Origin of the sequence: Segatella copri, from assembly GCF_949820605.1 — a bacterium.
Lineage (GTDB): Bacteria > Bacteroidota > Bacteroidia > Bacteroidales > Bacteroidaceae > Prevotella.
This window is the reverse complement of sequence record NZ_CATKVU010000006.1, coordinates 752,843-771,113: the sequence shown is the minus strand read 5'-3', so window position 1 is coordinate 771,113 and position 18,271 is coordinate 752,843. Positions and strand designations below refer to the sequence as shown.

The following is an 18,271-nucleotide window of genomic DNA, read 5'->3' as shown; positions in this document are numbered from 1 at the left end:
CAAAGAAAGTGACATTTACTTTTCCAAATGACCCTAAATGACATTGACACCAAATGACCCCTTTTCATTTCTTCAGCTACTTCCGAGTCTTTTCTTGCTTTTTCATTGTTTCTGCAATAAAGTTCAGATAGAAAATCAATAGAACTTATTGTATTACAGCTACTTATAGCTTTTCTCACATAGAAAGTCAGGGTGAAAGCTTGTATTCTGCCCGAAAATGTTGTATCTTTGCACCGGCAATCGAAAGAACAGCCTTTTGTGCCTTGCTCGGGTCTTCTATTAAGACCAACACGGGTCATAAATGATGGCAGGCGCCGGTCATCAATGAAGACCCCGAAAACGGCAGGAACGGGGCGTTCTGGGGAGTTGCAAAACACGAGGAGTTCAAGAACCTTCGCGACGAAGCCGAGTTCAACCTCGTAGCCAGCCGCAGTGCTCAGGCAGCCGTTATCAAGGCGATTAAGGAGGGCAAGACCAACGTTGACCTCAACGCGCCAACTACTCCGGATAATACGCCAGGCGGTTCTACTCCAGGTGGTTCAAACACCGGTCAGACCGGCAGCGAAGGCCAAGGCTCTGAATCAACCGGCGGTACTACCGGCAAGGACGATACTGGCGACGGCCTTGAATAGCCCAAGGATAGACTGGCTAGGGTGCTAGCCCCTAGCCCAGCCTATCCGCCCCACAAAAAATTCAACATTCAACACTCAACATTCAACATTCAAAAAAAATGAAAGCGAACACTTGGAAAACAATTCTTCAGATAGCCATCAGCATACTGACCGCTATCGCTACTACGCTAGGAGTAACGAGCTGCATGGGATAAAAACAAATGAGGGTGTGTCATAAGTCTGTGACGCACCCCTTTTTATTTTTTGCCTTTTCACAGATACGAAATCTTTAAAAAACATTTTTATTTACAACAAAGCCCAAACTTTCACAAGCTCGGGCTTTGCCTTTCCGCAAAAGATTTGTATCTTTGCAGAAAACTTCTTTAAGTATGGCAAAGATACAAATAAAATCTGAAACTCGGCACGAATTGAGCTTTTTTCCTAACTCTTTCGATGATTATGTGCCAAAAGACAGCAAAGTTCGTATGGTGGATCGTATTGTTCGCAGTATGGACATCAACCCTCTCATGGATACCTATGATGGGATTGGTGCTCCTCCTTACAGTCCGAAGATGCTTCTAAGTTTAGTTGTTTTTGCCTATATCAATGGCGTTTATTCCTGTCGTGGCATAGCGGACGCACTTAAATACGATGTTCGCTATATGTGGATTTGTGGAGGCAAGCGACTGTCTTTCGCGACCATCAACCGCTTTAGAACCAATCATATGATAAAGTGCATCGACTTCTATTTTGATGCAGTCGTCTCCATATTGGTTGAAAAGGGCGTGATTAGTCTGGAGGAACAATATGTTGATGGCACTAAGATAGAGTCGAAAGCAAACAAGTACACGTTTGTATGGAAGAAGACCGTGGAAAAGAACAGGGCTAAGCTCTTGGAAAAGACATCTGCTGCATTGGCTCAGATAAAAGAACAAATTCGCCTGAATGGCGGGAGTGACATTAGGGAAGAAGACAGCGAGCCAGCCACTTCAGCCAAGGATGTAAAGAGAAGTGCACGTTTGTGTGAGAGGCAAGCGAAGAACCTTCCTAAGGCAAAGCTTACAGGAAGAGAGAAGCAAAAGCTAAATACTCAGATAGATCACTTGTTCAAAGCCTCGGACAAACTGTGCGAGTATGAAAAATCACTGGATATACTGGGCGAGAGAAACAGTTACTCCAAGACTGATCCCGATGCGACCTTCATGCGCCTCAAGGAAGATGCCATGAACAATGGGCAGACAAAGCCTGCCTATAACCTTCAAATTGCGACAGAGAATCAATATTGGACGAATTTCGCCCTTTATCCCAATCCAACAGACACCCTGACCTTCAAGCCTTTTTTGGATAAGTACAAGAAAAGATATGGAAAGCAATCCAAGAGCGTCACCGCAGACTCAGGGTATGGCTCGGAGGAGAACTACGAGTACCTAGAGATGGAAGAGATGATGGGTTATGTAAAGTACAACTGGTTTCACAAGGAACAGCATAAGCCTTTCAAGGAGGATGCCTTCAACCAAGCGAACTTCTACTACAACAGGGATGATGACTATTATGTCTGCCCCATGGGACAACACATGGAACCTTGTGGACAACGGCAAACGAAAAGTGACTCCGGCTATGTGTCTGTCATTACATTATATAGAGCACAACGATGTGATGGATGTCCGCTTGGAAGTCTCTGCAAGAAATCCAAAGGCAACAGAACCATATATGTCAACCATAAACTGAATGCATATAAAAAGGAAGCCTTCCTGCTACTAACGTCTGAAGAGGGCTTGAAACACAGAAGACAGCGACCGATAGAGCCGGAAGCTGTATTTGGGCAGATGAAGGCAGATATGCATTATAAGCGATTCAGGCATTTTGGAATGGACAAGGTTTACATGGATCTAGGATTGTTCGGAATGGGATTCAATTTGAAGAAATATTTGGGTATAAAACGATAAAACTCAATTTTGTTTTTTTTATCGTCAGGGATAACTATGCCCTTTTGTGAACTTCCTGCCTGTTTATAATAGAAAAGATCGGAAAAAGTAAAATTTGCAGACGATATTATATGATTCCCTTTTTGGAATAGGCTACGATACTTCTAGGATTATACAATAAATAACATAAAAGAGGGTGCGCCATAGACTTATGACACACCCACTTTCGTTCTACCGAGAATTCCGGTCATGAAGGGTCAAAGTCATTAAGGGTCATTATCATTTTCAAATCTCTAAAGATTCCGGTCATTTCCGGTCATGGTCATTTCCGGTCATTATCATTTTCTTTTTAATCCGATTATAAGGATATTTGCCTAACTTAGGTGTTTCACCTTTTTCTAAACTTATATGCAATAATAATCTTGCAGATTGCTTATTATTCAATTGAATATCATTCCATATCGCGTCTTTTTTGTATAACTTTAAGAATTCATCTATTATTGTGGATGAAAGAATCTGATTGTCAAGTTCACACCCGGGAATCATGAAAATAAACTCGTAATGAAGGATATGTAAATCTGCACATAAATAAGGTAAGGGATCCTCATTTTTCTTTCTAAAATACATATTAATGAATGGATGAACGACAGGTTCTTTATGGATTGTTTCTTTAATATTGGGCAGTGTAATTGCGCAATCTTTGTTAATCCAATCAATTGTTTTCTTGAAATGTTTCAACTCAGAAGTAGGCAGCATTCCTATTACAAACTTGACTATAGCACGATAAACATCTGAGAAATCAATACTACCAACATCCAAAACAAGACCAGTCTTATCTCTTATTACCGATGCTTTTGTATAATCTATTAGTTTGAATTCAACGTCATTTGTATCTGGATTTACACTCAATTCAAAGGAGTCTGTTTTGATTTTATAGGATTTAAAACCTTCAAACTGACTTGATATAACCCTTGAGAAAGAAATATATTTAAGAAACTCTTGTTCTATAGTTGCTCCAAATTTTTTATTACATTCATCACATTCGTCATTTGTGAAATAAGCTATATTGCCCAGACAATTAGAAATAGTATGTGCATCAGTTTTAAAAGTTGCATTATCAGACATTGAACATCCACAATATCTACATGTCCTCAACTCACGTTTTTGCTCGCCAAAGCGCACTATTTTATTGTATGGATAATTCAATAAACGATAATGGTCAAATAAAGCAGAATAATTGTTCAGAAAATCTTTCAATTGTTCTTTTGTGGAAGTGCCACTTTCCAACTCCTTCATTTCCAACATCAATTTCTTCGTTTCAATTACGTCAATAGAACAATTCAGTAATACTCCTAAACATTTTCCTTCTTCCATTTTGGAAACCAAAGCGATAACAGATTGCAATTCTGGAATCGTTTTTGATGCATCTTTGATGAACTTTATAAAAACTTCTTTCCATCGTTCTATAATTTGAAACACAAATATTCCTTCTGGAGACTTATCACCATTACCTACCAATCGATTTAATTTAGTTACAAATTCCGTTTTAAATATATCTTCAATACTAAGTTTGGAAGATTGCAAAGCAATGTATGCCCCCTTATCCTCTTCACTTGTAAAGAAATTAATAATGTAAGTTACCATACAATAAAGTATTTAATATTTATCTTATATTAACAGTTTAACAACTTGTAGGTTAATGTCATTTTCAACCATCTACCTGAGGTGAACATATAAACATTTACAGATTACACAAAAAGATTCTAGATGTTGTATATTACTGATTCCGGAAATAGCAAAGCCATCCCCTTCTTCTTGATTTTGAAAGAATAAGTATCGCCATGTCCACTTGGACGACAAAGCAGCAAATCAACAGTTATTATGTTCTGTTCAAGAAGCACATCAAACTGACCAACATTCGGATTCTTTGTATGCTCTATCTGCTTATAGCGAAAGTATTCCTTACCATTGTTTAACTCGTTTTCTACTTCAATCCAGAATGTTTCATGATGTTTTATTTGTAAACGTTGGTGTAACTTTACTAACCTCCAAGCTGCAATATCTTCAACTTTTCTTCTCTCAGCTTGTAATTCAAGAAGTTCGTCTACATGGTTGACATTCAAGAACATCATTTGACTGTTTGGTGGAGCGCATTGAACAGTGTTTTGGTAAGTTTTGAAACCGTTTTCATTGCTGTAACCGTATTTCTCGACAATTTCTCGTCCAGATTTCAATTTACTAATTCCCCAATCTGGGGTTTGGGTAAATAGTACATTTTTCTTGCTGCTTCTTTTATCCCTATGACTCTTCAATTCTATTCCCTTGTAATCAGGAGTCTTGTCACTATTCATACTGATTCCAAGGAAAGACTCTATAGTTCTGCCAATTCCAGTGTCAGCCGTTACTTCTGATTCAAACCACTGATCTTTAACAGCACGGAAACGCCCAAGAAGTTCCTCTGAAACAGAGTTTCCCTCTTTGTTAATTTCTTTCAAAATCTCCTGCATAGGCGTAATGAGAACTGAATCGTAGCATTTCTCTATATCTATATGAGATATATTGATACTATACAAAGTTTGTTCATGCCAAAACAAAACATGAATGTCATTACCGTCTGTATGTGCACCCAATCCATATATCCACATTCGAGGGTCTCCTTTCTTTGTATTTGGACGATAAAAGGATGCTTTCGTGAAAAATTGTGTTGCATCGGTAAGAATGCAAGCTTGTTTTATTTGCTTATGTTCTTGACCTTGAAGTTGTTCCTCATAGTTATGAATACCATTTTCAAGAAAATAGGCTCGCATAGGAGCTGTTGAGTCAAGAATACCCTTACCTAAGCCAGTAGGGGTAATCTCTACTTGTGTAAACTTCACATTGTGGTTTACAAGAAATTTTAAATTCTTCTGCTCAAAAGCAGTAAATGGACGCATATTAACCATATGAAAACCTTTTACTTTATATGTTTCAACAATGTATTGGCAATTGCCCTTGCCATTAGCGGTGGGACAGCATTACCTACAAGTGTGTATTGAGGTATCTCTTTTTGGCGATTGTTACCACCTGTCTGACGTTTACCTTGGAACACAAACGAATCGTCAAAACTCTGGAGGCGAGCCATTTCACGAACAGTCATAGGACGATACGCAGAATAATGAATAAAGTCATCTGGCATTGTACATACTGTAGGACTTTGTCCAAGAGGATTCAAAACTACATAGTTTCGTTTCTGAGAATCCAATCCCTTTTCTTTCAGTTCAACCTTTGCCTCATCATAATCACCATGTGCAGCAATAATGCGCAGTCGTTCACGAACTTTTTCATTCTGCAGACTTGTTTGGTGATTGAACAAATCCATATGCAGATATTTCTGCGGTTTATCCAACTCATCCATATTCATCACATAGAACGGTTCCTTATCAAACGTAAAGCGATGTCCCAAACGACCAATTTTTGACCATTCAGAAAACAAAAGTCCATGTTCATCTGGCTCACCCTGAATAGCTCTTTGAATTTTTGTATCTTCAAATTTCGGGTTCAACTTTGGCTTCTTATACGAAGTTACTGTTTCACCATTTCCTATCATATTCAAATCCCAAAGAGCTTCATAAACTTTCACTTTCTCGTCATCACTGACGGTGGCTGGAATCTCTTTAATAACCTCTTGGTCATTTCGGCAACCAATAAACACGACTCGCTCACGATTTTGAGGAACACCATAGTTTGAAGACAAAAGAACAAATGGCTCTTCTATATTGTAAAGACGAATCTCCTTCATCATCTCATTTAGATGATTGAGAAGGTCTGTTTTACCTTTGAGTTGCTCTTGAATATATTCTATACACTCATCAAATGTAGATGTCAATATTTCCAAAGACTTTTTCAAGGACTGAGCTTCATCCATACAATCACCCATATTTGCCACTTTATCAACAGCATCTAAAGTCTTTTCTAGAATCTGCTCATCTGATATAGTTTCAATTATAGCATTGTAACCATCCATAAAAGTGTCATTGTCAATGTGTGCACTGGTTTTTAACTGAATGACCTGTTTACGGATAGAATCTCTTTGCTGTTTCATTTTTAACAACAAAAGTCCATGACGAATAGTATTTACACTTTCGTCACTCTTGCTAACGCTATATGGTAAATGCTTGGTCACATCCTTTAATTGTTGCTCAAGATTCTCAAAGAAAATCTCATTCTGCTTATCCCAATTGTCTGTGGACGTTTCCATACAAAGCCTAATATATAAGGCATAGTATAAGGATGCAGGCATCTGTGGTTTCAACACATCTTCCAAGAAAGCATAGAGCTGATTCATTTTCGCATCATCAACGATTGATCTGATTTCACGAAGAATTCTCTCTTTTATTCGTCCTTCATCCTTTGTTAATATTCCCTTTACATTCTCCATTACAAAGTATTTAGGGCGTAAAGCTTTAATTACCTTTAGGTAATGGAAGAACAGGTCATCACGCTTATCTAGTTTCTTTCTGCGACCTGCAAGACTAAACGACTGGCAACTTGGACCACCAGTTACAACATCGATTTCTTGATTGCCAATTTCTTTGAGAAGATTAGGTAAAAAAGAATCTTCCATAATGTCTTGACACATGAACTTAGTATCAAGACCTAGCATCTTATTGTAACGTACACGATGTGTGAGTTCACAATTCTCGTTTATATCGCTTGCTAAACGAAAATTGTAATACTTGTCATCCGTATAGGCTTGCATGAAGCCCTCACTGAAGCCACCAGCCCCAGCAAACAAATCAAGATATGTAATGCCCTTTCGGGTTGAAATAAACTCTTTCTTTTCAGACATAGTTATGTTTTACTATTTTTTAATTCTATTGTTCAGCTCTTACCAATTCAATACCGAACTTTCTTATGTGGTTCAAGAACGCGCTGAAAAGCCCAAAAGCTCCTATCCCTGAATATAGGGTGACTTGTTTGCGTCCGTATTTACCCAGGGTGCAACCCTGGGCTAGGAGCTTCTGCCCCTTCAGGGCGAGGGGGGTAGCCGGTCATGAAGGGTCAAAGTCATTAAGGGTCATTATCATTTTCAAACCCCTAAAGATTCCGGTCATTTCCGGTCATGGTCATTTCCGGTCATTTTCATTTCCTTATGCCTTGCCCCCTAGAGAAAAATCAGACTGGAGTATCGGTGGCAGAATCCTTGAAGAGGTCATCGGCTGATGGAATCTCATCTTCATCAAACCACTTCTTCAACTTGTCCTGAGCCTTTGACTTTACATCTTCTGAAACCTCACCCCAAACTTTCTTGAGCACAAACAGCAATACGGCCAGGTCATCGCCCAAACCGGCAATAGGTATGGCGTCGGGAATCACATCGAGCGGACTGATGAGATAACCCAAGGCTCCTACAATCAGAGCCTTGTCCTTCAGCGAAACCTTGTCACTCTCTAACGTATAATAGAGAATGAGCGCTGTATAAACCATCTTGGCACCGGCACGTTTGGCAACATGCGAAATCTTCTCGACAAATGCACGCTGGGTGAACTTGTCCTTATAGTCCATAAAGTCTGGTAATGTCATACTACTTACAGTTTATAGTTTATTATTTATAGTTTACAGTTACGACCGCTTCTCGTAGAAGAGGACAGCCTTGATGAAGGTCTCCATCTTAGGCTCCTTATGATGGTTCACGCGATAGGCGATGATCATCTGGAGAAGTGCCTTGACAAAACACGCCAGCAGCAGACCGATGATGACGGCTATGACCGTGGCGAGCATCTTGCCGTTGTCGTAAACGGGTGACTTATCCGGGAAACAGGACAGCACCAGTACGGGGAGGACGGTGATGAAACCGCCGATGGTGAGCTGGCTGCGCTTGGAACCACCCATGTCGAGTATCGACTGCTTATCGAAAAGATAATCATCCAGCTCCATGCGGGTAATGCCGTAGTTCTCAAACTTTGGGAAATCGGGCTCATTGCCATATTTCGCTATCTTGCCCGTTACCTTATGTTCGAAATCATCTAATATCTGCTTTTCCGGTTCTCTGAGTTTCATAATCTTGCTAGTTTTTAAAATCGTTTAAAAATGAATGCATCTTATACCTTATTATATATAAAGGCTGCGATGCTGAAAAAAAGAAAGCAGTGCCCCTGTAAGCCGAGTTCTGTGTTTCTATATCAGATATGCTGTTATGCTGTGTTCATACCAGATATAAGAACGTCTGTCATTTATCTAGTCCCAAAGTCACCCTTGGGCTCAAGCACTCTACCCTCCACAGCAGCCCTAAGGCAATCGGACGAGCCGTCCTCAATCTGCGGTATACATGAGCTTACAGCTCCCAGATGGCACAGCCTGGCGATCACCCGCCAGCTGGTGGTCTCTTACACCACCTTCTCACCCTTACTCTCACCACCCCAGACTGGACAAACGGGATAAGTGAAAGCGGTTATTTTCTTCTACCGACACCTACTGTCACCAATAGCTTCTAGTTTCGGAAGTGGGATGCTCTATGCTGCCCGGACTTTCCTCTCGCACCTGAAAGATGCCAGCGACAGACCGGAGCACTGCTTTCGACATGCAAAAGTACAAAAAACTTTTGATACTATTGCACGATTCCTCACTTTTTTATACATCATTAGTTATTCGCAAGGCTATTTTCGCTCTTTTTCCCCGGTTAAACCGAGTTTTCGAGCCTCTACCTTTTAACAGATATTCAATAATCTACAAAAGATAGTTTCGTATACAGAACTATCTTTTTCATGCTTACATTCAAATATTTGTGAATTTGTGACTTTCCTTGTTTAATAGCCGTTAAAGTGTTAATTTGAAATGTTAAAACGGAATAAATTTATGCAGAGAATGAAGCGTATCTCAAAAAATGAACCTATATTTGCAACCGGAAAACAGAGCGATGCATGACAAGCTGACTTTGGCATGATATTAGCTGCTGCAGTTCCAAGGAAAAGAAAAGTAAACAATAAAAAATAAAGAGACATGAAAAAATTAAGTAATTATGTTGTGGCTGTGCTCTGCGTTAGTTCGCTCGCATTTTCAGCCGGTGCTTTCATGAAAGTAAATGCTACACCTGCAGTTACCGCTGCGCCAGCAGGTCAGCCTGTAGACTTAACCTATGCTGCCGAGAAGGCGCTGCCTGCTGTAGTACATATTAAATACGTACAGAACTCGAAGGTGAAGACGGTAGATGTGCAGGACGACCCATTCGGAGGTTTCTTCGACCCGTTCGGCTTCTTCGGCAACCCTGAACAGGGCAACGGAGGTACACGCAAGCAGAAAGTGCAGACTCCGAAGAGAGAGGCTACAGGTTCGGGCGTCATCATCAGCCAGGACGGTTACATCGTTACCAACAACCACGTGGTAGAAGGTGCTGACGAGCTGACCGTAACACTGAACGACAACCGTGAATTCTCGGCACGCATCATCGGAACCGACAAGACTACCGACCTCGCCCTCATCAAGATAGACGGCAAGAACCTGCCTACCCTGCCTATCGCTGACAGCGACAAGGTGAAGGTGGGTGAATGGGTCATCGCCGTGGGCAACCCATTCGGACTGAACAATACGGTTACAGCCGGCATTATCTCAGCCAAGGCACGTTCGCTCGGTGCCAACGGTGTAGAGAGTTTCATCCAGACCGATGCTGCCATCAACGCAGGTAACTCGGGCGGTGCACTCGTCAACACCCAGGGCGAACTGGTAGGCATCAACGCCATGCTCTATTCACAGACCGGTTCTTACTCCGGCTACGGTTTCGCCATCCCTACCTCTATCATGAACAAGGTGGTAGACGACCTGAAGAAATACGGCAGCGTACAGCGCGTGATGCTGAGCATACAGGGAAGCGATGTGCTGAACTATATCAACGCCCAGAAGGAGAACGGCAAGGATGTGGACCTGGGAACCAACGAGGGTGTTTACATTGCCAAGGTAGATGAAGACGGCAACGGTGCTGAGGCAGGACTGAAGGAAGGTGACGTGATTACCAAGGTTGACGGCAAGAAGGTGACCAAGATGGCTGAGCTGCAGGAAATCCTGAACGGCAAGCGCCCTGGCGACAAGATGAGCATCACCTACCTGCACAACAAGAAGGCAAGCACCAAGACCATCACGCTGAAGAATGCCCAGGGTAATACTTCGGTTATCAAGAGTGCCGACCTCGACGTGCTCGGCGGCAGCTTCCGCCCTATTACAGAGAGCCAGAAGAACCAGCTCAACATCAAGTATGGTGTAGAGGTAATGAAGGTGAACAGCGGCGCCCTGAAGGATGGTGGCATTTCACGCGGTTTCATCATCCAGCGCATCAACGACAACAATATCAATACGATTGATGACCTGCAGAAGGCTGTAAAGAGTGCTTCTACCAGCAAGGATCCAGTGCTCTACATCCAGGGTGTATGGCCAACAGGCAAGAAGGCTTACTTCGCAGTTCCGCTGCAGAAAGACTAAGGGTAAGAGTTTTAAGAGAAACGTCTCATGATTGAGTAGTGAAAAAGGCATTTTTACTGCCAAAAAACTCAAGAAACAGACAAAAAACAATAAAATAGTAGGTATTTCTGAAAAATATCTACTATTTTTTTTGGTATTTAAACAAAAAAGTGTATTTTTGCAACTACTTAAAATTTGATGCCAGCATGAGACAATTAAAAATTACTCAATCAATTACGAATCGCGCAAGCGCATCGTTAGAAAAATATCTTCAAGATATTGCTCGTGAGGAGCTGCTCTCTACAGATGAAGAGGTGGAGCTCGCTCAGCGTATAAGAAAAGGTGACCGTAGGGCATTGGAGAGATTAACAAAAGCCAATCTCCGTTTCGTGGTGTCTGTTGCCAAACAGTACCAGAACCAGGGGCTCAGTTTGCCTGATCTTATCAACGAAGGAAACGTGGGGCTTATCAAAGCCGCACAGAAGTTTGATGAAACCCGAGGCTTTAAGTTCATCTCTTACGCCGTATGGTGGATTCGCCAGAGCATTCTGCAGGCCATAGCAGAGCAGAGCAGAATTGTGCGCCTTCCGCTCAACCAGGTGGGAAGCGTTAACAAGATTAACAGAGAGATGAGTAAGTTCGAACAGGAATTTGAACGCAAACCGAGTGTAGATGAAATGGCTGACCGCGTAGACTTGCCGGAAGACAAGATAGAGGACGCCATGAAGGCTACATCGACAAGTCGCCACCTGAGCGTGGATGCTCCTTTTTCTGATGATGAAGATGGCAGCATGCTCGACCTGATGGCCAATTCGGATGATCCGACCGACAATGAACTGCTGACAGAGTCGCTGAGAGCAGAAATAGAAAGACTGCTCAAGACGCTGCCGGACAAAGACCAGAAAATCATTGCTGCCTTCTATGGCATAGGAACACCAGAACTGACGCTCGAAGAAATCGGAACCAAGTATCATCTCACCAGGGAAAGAGTACGCCAAATCAAGGAAAAAACGATAAGGCGACTCCGGAACAAAACGACAGATAAACTGCTGAAGTCCTATCTGGGATAAGGAAAGATCCTGCATGACTGATGGGGCAGACAGCACAAAACAAAATAAGACAGAAAAAGAAATGAAAATTACAAAAATTGCATTAGCATCTATTGCATTAGCATGTTTCAGCTCGCTCTCTGCATCAGCCAAGAACGACGTTAAGACTGCATACATCTTTGGATTTGCCTCGTCGTTTAATGACTCTACAGTCTATTTCACAGACGTTCAGAAGGTTGATTCTGCCTATTTCACCCGCAAGAGCAAGTTTCTGGTAAGCCGCGAGAACTATTCATACCAGTTGCGCGACTATCTGGAGCAGAAAGGTGCCGGCAACCGCACGTGTATCGTGATGTTTGACTTCAACCAGAAGAAGGCTGAAAAGAAATGGAACAAGCTCTATGCAAGATACATTCAGAAGCCAAAGGCTAAGAAGGCAAAGAACGGACAGCAGATGAACGATGCGCCTAGCCCATATCAGGTGAAGACCATCAACTCTACAGATTTTCATTTTTCATCTGTTCAGCCAAACGATGAAGAGGTTGAAGAGGTAAAAGTGAAGAAGGCTAAGAAAGCCAAGAAAGAAAAGCGCAGAAAAGGCGCTAAAAATGAATAAGAATTTCAAATAGGACCTTACTCCGCAAAGTAAACAAGGTTGAACATTAAATTAAGAAGCCATTCCTATTTCCCATCAGGAATGGCTTCACTTTTTTATATCATATCATTTTCTACTTCAGATTCTGCTTGAACCAGTTAGCTATCTGGCGAAGCAGATGGTTACGGGTATTGCCACCCGAAATGCCATGATTACGGTTCGTGTACCACAGGGTCTTGAAGTCCTTGTCTGCCTGAACCAACGCCTCAGCATATTCGAAGGTATTCTGCGGATGCACATTGTCATCTGCCAATCCGTGACAGATAAGCAACGCACCATGCTGCTGCTTTACTCGCTCGATAGGGTTCACCTTGTAACCCTCTTCGTTCTCCTTAGGAGTGCGCATGTAGCGCTCAGTATAAACCGAATCATAGAAGCGGTAGCAGGTAGGAGGAGCCACAGCCACACCTGCCTTGAACACAGGACGGCCCTCGCTCATACTCATCAGCGTATTGAAACCACCATAGCTCCAACCCCAAATGCCGATATTATCCTTGTCTACATAAGGCAGAGAACCCATGTAGAGAGCGGTCTCAACCTGATCTTTCGACTCTAAATCGCCCAGACGGAGATAAGTAGACTTCTCAAACTCAGCTCCTCTACCGCCTGTTCCACGACCATCTACGCAGACAATGATGAAACCTTCCTGAGCAAGATAATAATCGAAAGCACCGCCATTGCCCATACTGCCCGTGCTCCATGAATCGAGCACCTGCTGGTTGCCCGGACCGGAATACTGGAAGAGGATGACAGGATACTTCTTGCTGGCGTCGAAATCTACAGGCTTCACCATCCAGCCGTCCAGTTTCACACCCTCGGAAGTGGTGAAAGAGAAAGTTTCGCGCTTGCCCCAATTATACTTCCGGGTCTTTTCGAGCAGCTGCTTGTTGTCTTCCAATGTCTTGATAAGCTTGCCCTTGTTGCTGCGTACGGTGAAGACATAAGGATGGCTGTAGCTGCTCCAGGTATTGACGAAATAGCGGTAATCGCCCGAGAAGTAAGCCGAGTTGGAACCAGCCGCATCGGTAAGACGCTCCACCTTTCCGTTCTTATGAGCCACGTAAACCTGGCGGTCGTGCGCATTGAGCTTGGCAGCCTGGAAATAAACATCGCCCGTCTTCTCATCCATTCCGTAGATAGAGGTAACATCATAGTTGCCCTTCTCTACCTGGCGCAGGAGCTTGCCGTTCATATCATAGAGATAGAGATGCATGAAGCCGTCGCGGTCGCTAGGCAGCAGGATGTTCTTCTTGCCCACGATGCTGTTTTCAATCACCTCTTCCTTTACAAACTTAGGCACACTCTCCTTGATGAGCATCCTGCTCTTGCCGGTGAAAGGATTGACTGCATAGAGGCGCATGTCGTCCTGATGGCGGTTCATCGTATAGACAATCAGACTGTTGGCGTCTGGCGATGTCTTGATGCGTGGATAATAGCCGTCGGAATCTACAGGCACATCGAGCGCCACGGTCTTGCCGTTCTTCATATCATAGCTCCAGAGGCTCACCTTAGAGTTGTCCTGTCCTGCCTTAGGATATTTATAGGAATACTCTCCCGGATAGTCGTGATACTCGCTATGGGTAGGATGAGAACCTTCGAACATCTGCAGAGAATAAGTCTTTACGTGCGATTCGTCGAAGCGTATCCAGCCGATGGCAGTTCCATCCGCATTCCATGCAAAGGCGCGGTTGAAGCTGAACTCCTCTTCGTAAACCCAATCAGGAATACCATTGATCACCTCGTTGAACTTACCGTCGCGGGTAATCTGGGTTTCCTTATCTCCATCGGTAACAAAGAGATTGTTATCCTTAACGAAGGCGATGTGGCGTGAATCAGGCGACCAGGTAGCCACCTGCTGGTTAACGCCCTGGGAAAGTTTCTTCAAACTCTTCTTGGCAATATCATATACGAAATACTCTGCCTTGAACGAGCGGCGGTAGATAGCCTCGCGATGCGTCATGATAAGCAATTTCTTGCCATCAGGACTGATTACATAACCCTCAATCTGTTCGAAGGGAGCCTTGACTGCGTTCACATCGAAGAGGATGCTCATCTGCTTGCCCGTCTTGAACGAATAACTGATAACCTGCTTGCCATCATTGCTGATAGAAGCGTACAAATCGGTGCCATCAATAGGGTTAATACCGGTAACATAAGAGGCAGCAAACTCGCCGGAGGTAATGGCCTTCAGGTCGAGTTTATCTGCAGCTTGCATTGCTGAAACCATCATGACAGTTGCAATAAAAACTGGAAATCTTTTCATGTGTTAATCTTTATGTAATGCCTCAATAGGCGAATAATCTTCGTCCTTGAGCAGTTGTTTTACCGTTACTTTAGGGTTGCGCTTTACATAAGCGTTGATTGTATTCACATACTTGGTCTTGAAAATCTCCTTGCCCATCGCCTTGTTGACAGCCCACATAATCTTGCCCATGTGCAGATCGCGGTCGAGCTGCGGACGGGTGTCGAACTGATCCATCGGATAGATGCTCAGCAGATAGAAGGTAAGGCAATCAGGCACAATATACTGGCGCGACATGGTGCTGCGCTGCTGCGGTGTATAGAACTTCTTGTAGAGCGGATAGTTTTCGCCCATGTATTTATCGAGCGAAATTCCTACTGAGTGCTGTCCTACTACGATGCTCTGGTCGAGAGCACCAATCTGGGCATAGAAACAAGGCTGCTGGAGCTCCGGAATCCAACTGTTCAGACGCGAGAAGGCAGTTTTCAACTGCTCGTTGATGTCTTCCATATTGGCAAATTCTGCCTCAGCATCGGCGATAAGCGCCTGCAGGGTAGAATCCTGATAGAACATGAGGAAACGGTTGCTGATATTGGCGTCGGTAATGGTGCCAAGCTGGAGCATTTTCTCTATCAGCGTACGGGTTTCTATCGGGTAATCGGTGTTCATCTGCTGCAGGGCTGAGAAATCACCGGTAGTAAGATATCTGCTTTCCAATCGGTCGTAACGCTGTACCGACAGGGGCACAGCCTCTCCTTCCTCGTTCGGCTTGAACTTAAATTCGCAGGCCGAACTGAGAAGCACGATTGCTAATATGACTATATAATTTAAAAACCTTTTCACGATAATTTACAAATCTTCGAGTTACGACTGCAAAAATACTAAAAATTATTTAAATTACCAAGCTTTTTTGCTAAAAAATCATACGCATTCGCAAAAAAAATGGGTTTTTCTCTTAGATTTGTTTGAAAAATAGCCAGCAATGAGCAAAACGTAAGGCTTTTTTGCTCATTGCTGGCTATTTGCGCAGTTTTTCTGCTTATCAGATGATAAAAGAAACTGCTTATCGGATCATGACAGAAACTGAAACCTGAACAGGCTCTTCTATCTGCTTCTTCCAGGCTTTCAACCACTCATACCACTCCTTCTCGCCCTTGAAGCCATAGGTTTCGTTGGCACTGGTATAAGCAAGCTTATAACTGAGCTGGCTGCCTGCAGGTTTCACCACCTGAGTATAGCAATCCTTATTGGCTGGCTGCTGACTTACCAGGGCTGACTGTGGCACATAAATGCCCAAGCCTACGGTCTCCAGCTTGTGCTTTCCATCGTCCTTGCCTGTTGGCCAGTCGCTGCCGTAACAGCCTCGCAATCCCTTGCCATCAGCAAATTCGCTGGAACCCTTTACGTTGATGAGTCCTGTAGCAAACTGATAATCAGAAACATCCTTGTTGAAGAATACATCTACGTCGAAATCGCGATGACCGGCATAGATGGTGTAGCGGATGGTGGCATTGACAGGCTGCAAGCCCGGAGCTGGAACCCAACCCTTATCCACTACCTCGACGATGGCACGGAGCGGACCTTCTGAAATGACGCGCTGCTCCTGGTATTTCACGTTGTTGAACAGCACCTGGTCTTTACCGTCCCAGCCACGGAGCGCACCCAGTCCGTAGGTATTGCCAACCCAGAGGCAATCATCGCCCGAACCAGCCTGAATCTGCTCTTCTGAAGGATAGAACTGTGTATCCTGAATCACCAGCCCCTTGTTGATTTTGCCATAAAGGTCGATGGTCTGACGATGGTCGAAATAAACACGCATGGCAATCAGTTCACTTTCGAAGCAGATGCCATGAGAATGGACGTAGTGATAAGGGTCCTTGGTCTTCTTATCAAACGAGATGCTGCGCAGATAAATATCCTGCCTGTTCTTAGCCAGCTTCCTGTTTTTGCTTGGCAAACAGAGTTCTGCAAAGGTACGAGCCGGATACTGTGCCTGCTCGCCCTCACGATAGAGATGCACCTGATAGGTCTTGGTTTCTTTCTTGCCCAAATCGGCAAGGAAACAGAGTTCATCGTTGGTACAATCGCGGTTGGTGTCATCGAGCTGTGAAGGAATCTCCTTGCCGTCAACGGTTACTACAGCGCGCTGAATGTCGCCAATAGCTCCCAACTTGCAGAGATCTACCACCACCGGAGCATCGGTTCTTGCCACCTTGGAAGGATTGGAAACCGACACCTGGAAATTAGCCTGCGCCTGGGCTGACAGAACCATCAGCGAAACCAGCGCCATCATCATTTGTTTTTTCTTCATAGATTTTATTTTTAAGTTTGTTTATGAATAGTCTACAACTGCGAGAAGAGTTTCTTGCCCTTGGCGTAATATTGCCAGATGATAGAGAGATTGTAAACCTGCGGAATCTCCTCCTTCACCCTACCCGCCTGTATCTTTCTGCGATCTTCGTCAAACTCATGTTTCCATGCCTTGAAAGCCCTGCGCGCCTTGAAGATGGCCTTGAAGTCACCCCAGTTGCGATTCAGAACCAATGTCTCGAAAGCAGCAAGGTAATCCAGGAATCTACGCATACGCATTACATGAGTCAACTCCGTATCACTCAGATTCTTATAAAGCATGGTTAAATTATTTCTAAAATTCAGATAAGTCTTCATCGGATTGCTTTTCGGCAGGGTTCCACCCCCCACATGATAAACCTCACTCTCAGGAATGCAGTAGATTTTTCTGCCCATCAGGCGCAAGCGCCAGCAAAGATCTATCTCTTCATTATGGGCAAAGAAACGGCCGTCTAAACCGCCGGCAGTCCAATAATCCTTTGAGCGGATCATCATACAGGCACCCGTAGCCCACAAGATTTCCTGCTGGTAATCATACTGCCCGTTATCGCGCTCTACCGTATCAAAGATGCGGCCGCGACAGAACGGATAGCCGTATTTGTCGAGGAATCCGCCGCAAGCGCCAGCATACTCAAAACTGTCCTTATCGTATTCCGCAAGCAACTTAGGCTGACAGGCAGCCACCTGCTGATGCGAATCCATAAACTCGATGAGCGGTGTAAGCCAATGATGCGAAACCTCCACATCGCTATTCAGGAGCACGTAATATTCTGCATCTATCTGCTTCAAGGCACGGTTATAGCCTTCAGCAAAGCCGAAATTCTGCTCCAGCACGATGGTCTTCACCTGAGGAAACTGAGTCTCCAGAAGGTGCATCGAACCATCAGAAGAAGAATTGTCTGCCACCCATATTTCAGCATCCTGACGGGAATATTCGATGACATTCGGAAGATACTTTGCCAGCATCTTCTGACCATTCCAGTTTAATATAACGATTGCTACTTTTGCCATAT

14 protein-coding genes and 1 other RNA gene are annotated in these 18,271 nt (G+C 43.6%); 5 read left to right on the top strand and 10 right to left on the bottom strand.

What is annotated here, in order from left to right:
- The first annotated feature begins 730 nt into the window (after window positions 1-730).
- Both RCO84_RS04185 and RCO84_RS04180 read left to right on the top strand, forming a co-directional pair.
- A complete protein-coding gene (locus RCO84_RS04185; RefSeq protein WP_153072405.1) occupies window positions 731-826 on the top strand; it encodes a smalltalk protein in 96 nt (31 codons plus the stop codon).
- Between the two features lie 174 nt (window positions 827-1,000).
- Window positions 1,001-2,557, top strand: a complete 1,557-nt coding sequence (locus RCO84_RS04180; protein WP_317584029.1) for an IS1182 family transposase — start codon at window positions 1,001-1,003, stop codon at window positions 2,555-2,557.
- A gap of 285 nt (window positions 2,558-2,842) precedes the next feature.
- Here the strand turns inward: RCO84_RS04180 and RCO84_RS04175 are convergent, their stop codons facing one another.
- From RCO84_RS04175 to rnpB, 6 genes are all read right to left on the bottom strand, one after another.
- Window positions 2,843-4,180: a hypothetical protein gene (locus RCO84_RS04175; protein WP_317584028.1), complete on the bottom strand. Its 1,338-nt coding sequence runs from the start codon at window positions 4,178-4,180 to the stop codon at window positions 2,843-2,845.
- Window positions 4,181-4,299: 119 nt separating this feature from the next.
- Window positions 4,300-5,478 carry an MvaI/BcnI family restriction endonuclease gene (locus RCO84_RS04170; protein ID WP_317584026.1) on the bottom strand — a complete coding sequence of 393 codons (1,179 nt, stop codon included), beginning with the start codon at window positions 5,476-5,478 and terminating at the stop codon, window positions 4,300-4,302.
- 11 nt (window positions 5,479-5,489) lie between these two features.
- Entirely contained in the window at window positions 5,490-7,364 is a 1,875-nt protein-coding gene (locus RCO84_RS04165) for a DNA cytosine methyltransferase (RefSeq protein ID WP_317584025.1), read from the bottom strand.
- Between the two features lie 326 nt (window positions 7,365-7,690).
- The gene (locus RCO84_RS04160; RefSeq protein ID WP_117692348.1) at window positions 7,691-8,098 is read right to left on the bottom strand and encodes a YkvA family protein; all 408 of its coding nucleotides are present in this window, start codon (window positions 8,096-8,098) and stop codon (window positions 7,691-7,693) included.
- 39 nt (window positions 8,099-8,137) lie between these two features.
- The gene (locus tag RCO84_RS04155; RefSeq protein ID WP_118080797.1) at window positions 8,138-8,575 is read right to left on the bottom strand and encodes a hypothetical protein; all 438 of its coding nucleotides are present in this window, start codon (window positions 8,573-8,575) and stop codon (window positions 8,138-8,140) included.
- Between the two features lie 82 nt (window positions 8,576-8,657).
- An RNA gene (rnpB, locus tag RCO84_RS04150) (RNase P RNA component class A) lies at window positions 8,658-9,088 on the bottom strand.
- 426 nt (window positions 9,089-9,514) lie between these two features.
- Here rnpB and RCO84_RS04145 point away from each other — a divergent pair.
- From RCO84_RS04145 to RCO84_RS04135, 3 genes are all read left to right on the top strand, one after another.
- On the top strand, window positions 9,515-10,984 hold the full coding sequence (locus tag RCO84_RS04145) for a trypsin-like peptidase domain-containing protein (protein ID WP_317584024.1): 1,470 nt from the start codon (window positions 9,515-9,517) through the stop codon (window positions 10,982-10,984).
- Between the two features lie 185 nt (window positions 10,985-11,169).
- Complete coding sequence (locus RCO84_RS04140) at window positions 11,170-12,033, top strand: sigma-70 family RNA polymerase sigma factor (protein ID WP_317584022.1); 864 nt, start codon at window positions 11,170-11,172, stop codon at window positions 12,031-12,033.
- A gap of 61 nt (window positions 12,034-12,094) precedes the next feature.
- Window positions 12,095-12,628: a hypothetical protein gene (locus RCO84_RS04135; RefSeq protein WP_287587811.1), complete on the top strand. Its 534-nt coding sequence runs from the start codon at window positions 12,095-12,097 to the stop codon at window positions 12,626-12,628.
- A 112-nt stretch (window positions 12,629-12,740) separates the two neighbouring features.
- Here RCO84_RS04135 and RCO84_RS04130 read toward each other — a convergent pair whose 3' ends face one another.
- The 4 genes from RCO84_RS04130 to RCO84_RS04115 form a co-directional block, all read right to left on the bottom strand.
- A complete protein-coding gene (locus RCO84_RS04130) occupies window positions 12,741-14,930 on the bottom strand; it encodes a S9 family peptidase (protein ID WP_317584021.1) in 2,190 nt (729 codons plus the stop codon).
- 3 nt (window positions 14,931-14,933) lie between these two features.
- Window positions 14,934-15,752: a gliding motility protein GldB-related protein gene (locus RCO84_RS04125; protein WP_144151635.1), complete on the bottom strand. Its 819-nt coding sequence runs from the start codon at window positions 15,750-15,752 to the stop codon at window positions 14,934-14,936.
- A 220-nt stretch (window positions 15,753-15,972) separates the two neighbouring features.
- The gene (locus RCO84_RS04120) at window positions 15,973-17,220 is read right to left on the bottom strand and encodes a DUF4861 domain-containing protein (protein ID WP_317584020.1); all 1,248 of its coding nucleotides are present in this window, start codon (window positions 17,218-17,220) and stop codon (window positions 15,973-15,975) included.
- A gap of 32 nt (window positions 17,221-17,252) precedes the next feature.
- Window positions 17,253-18,269, bottom strand: coding sequence for a glycosyltransferase family 2 protein (locus tag RCO84_RS04115; RefSeq protein ID WP_022122032.1), 1,017 nt, complete (start codon window positions 18,267-18,269; stop codon window positions 17,253-17,255).
- Between the last annotated feature and the right edge of the window lie 2 nt (window positions 18,270-18,271).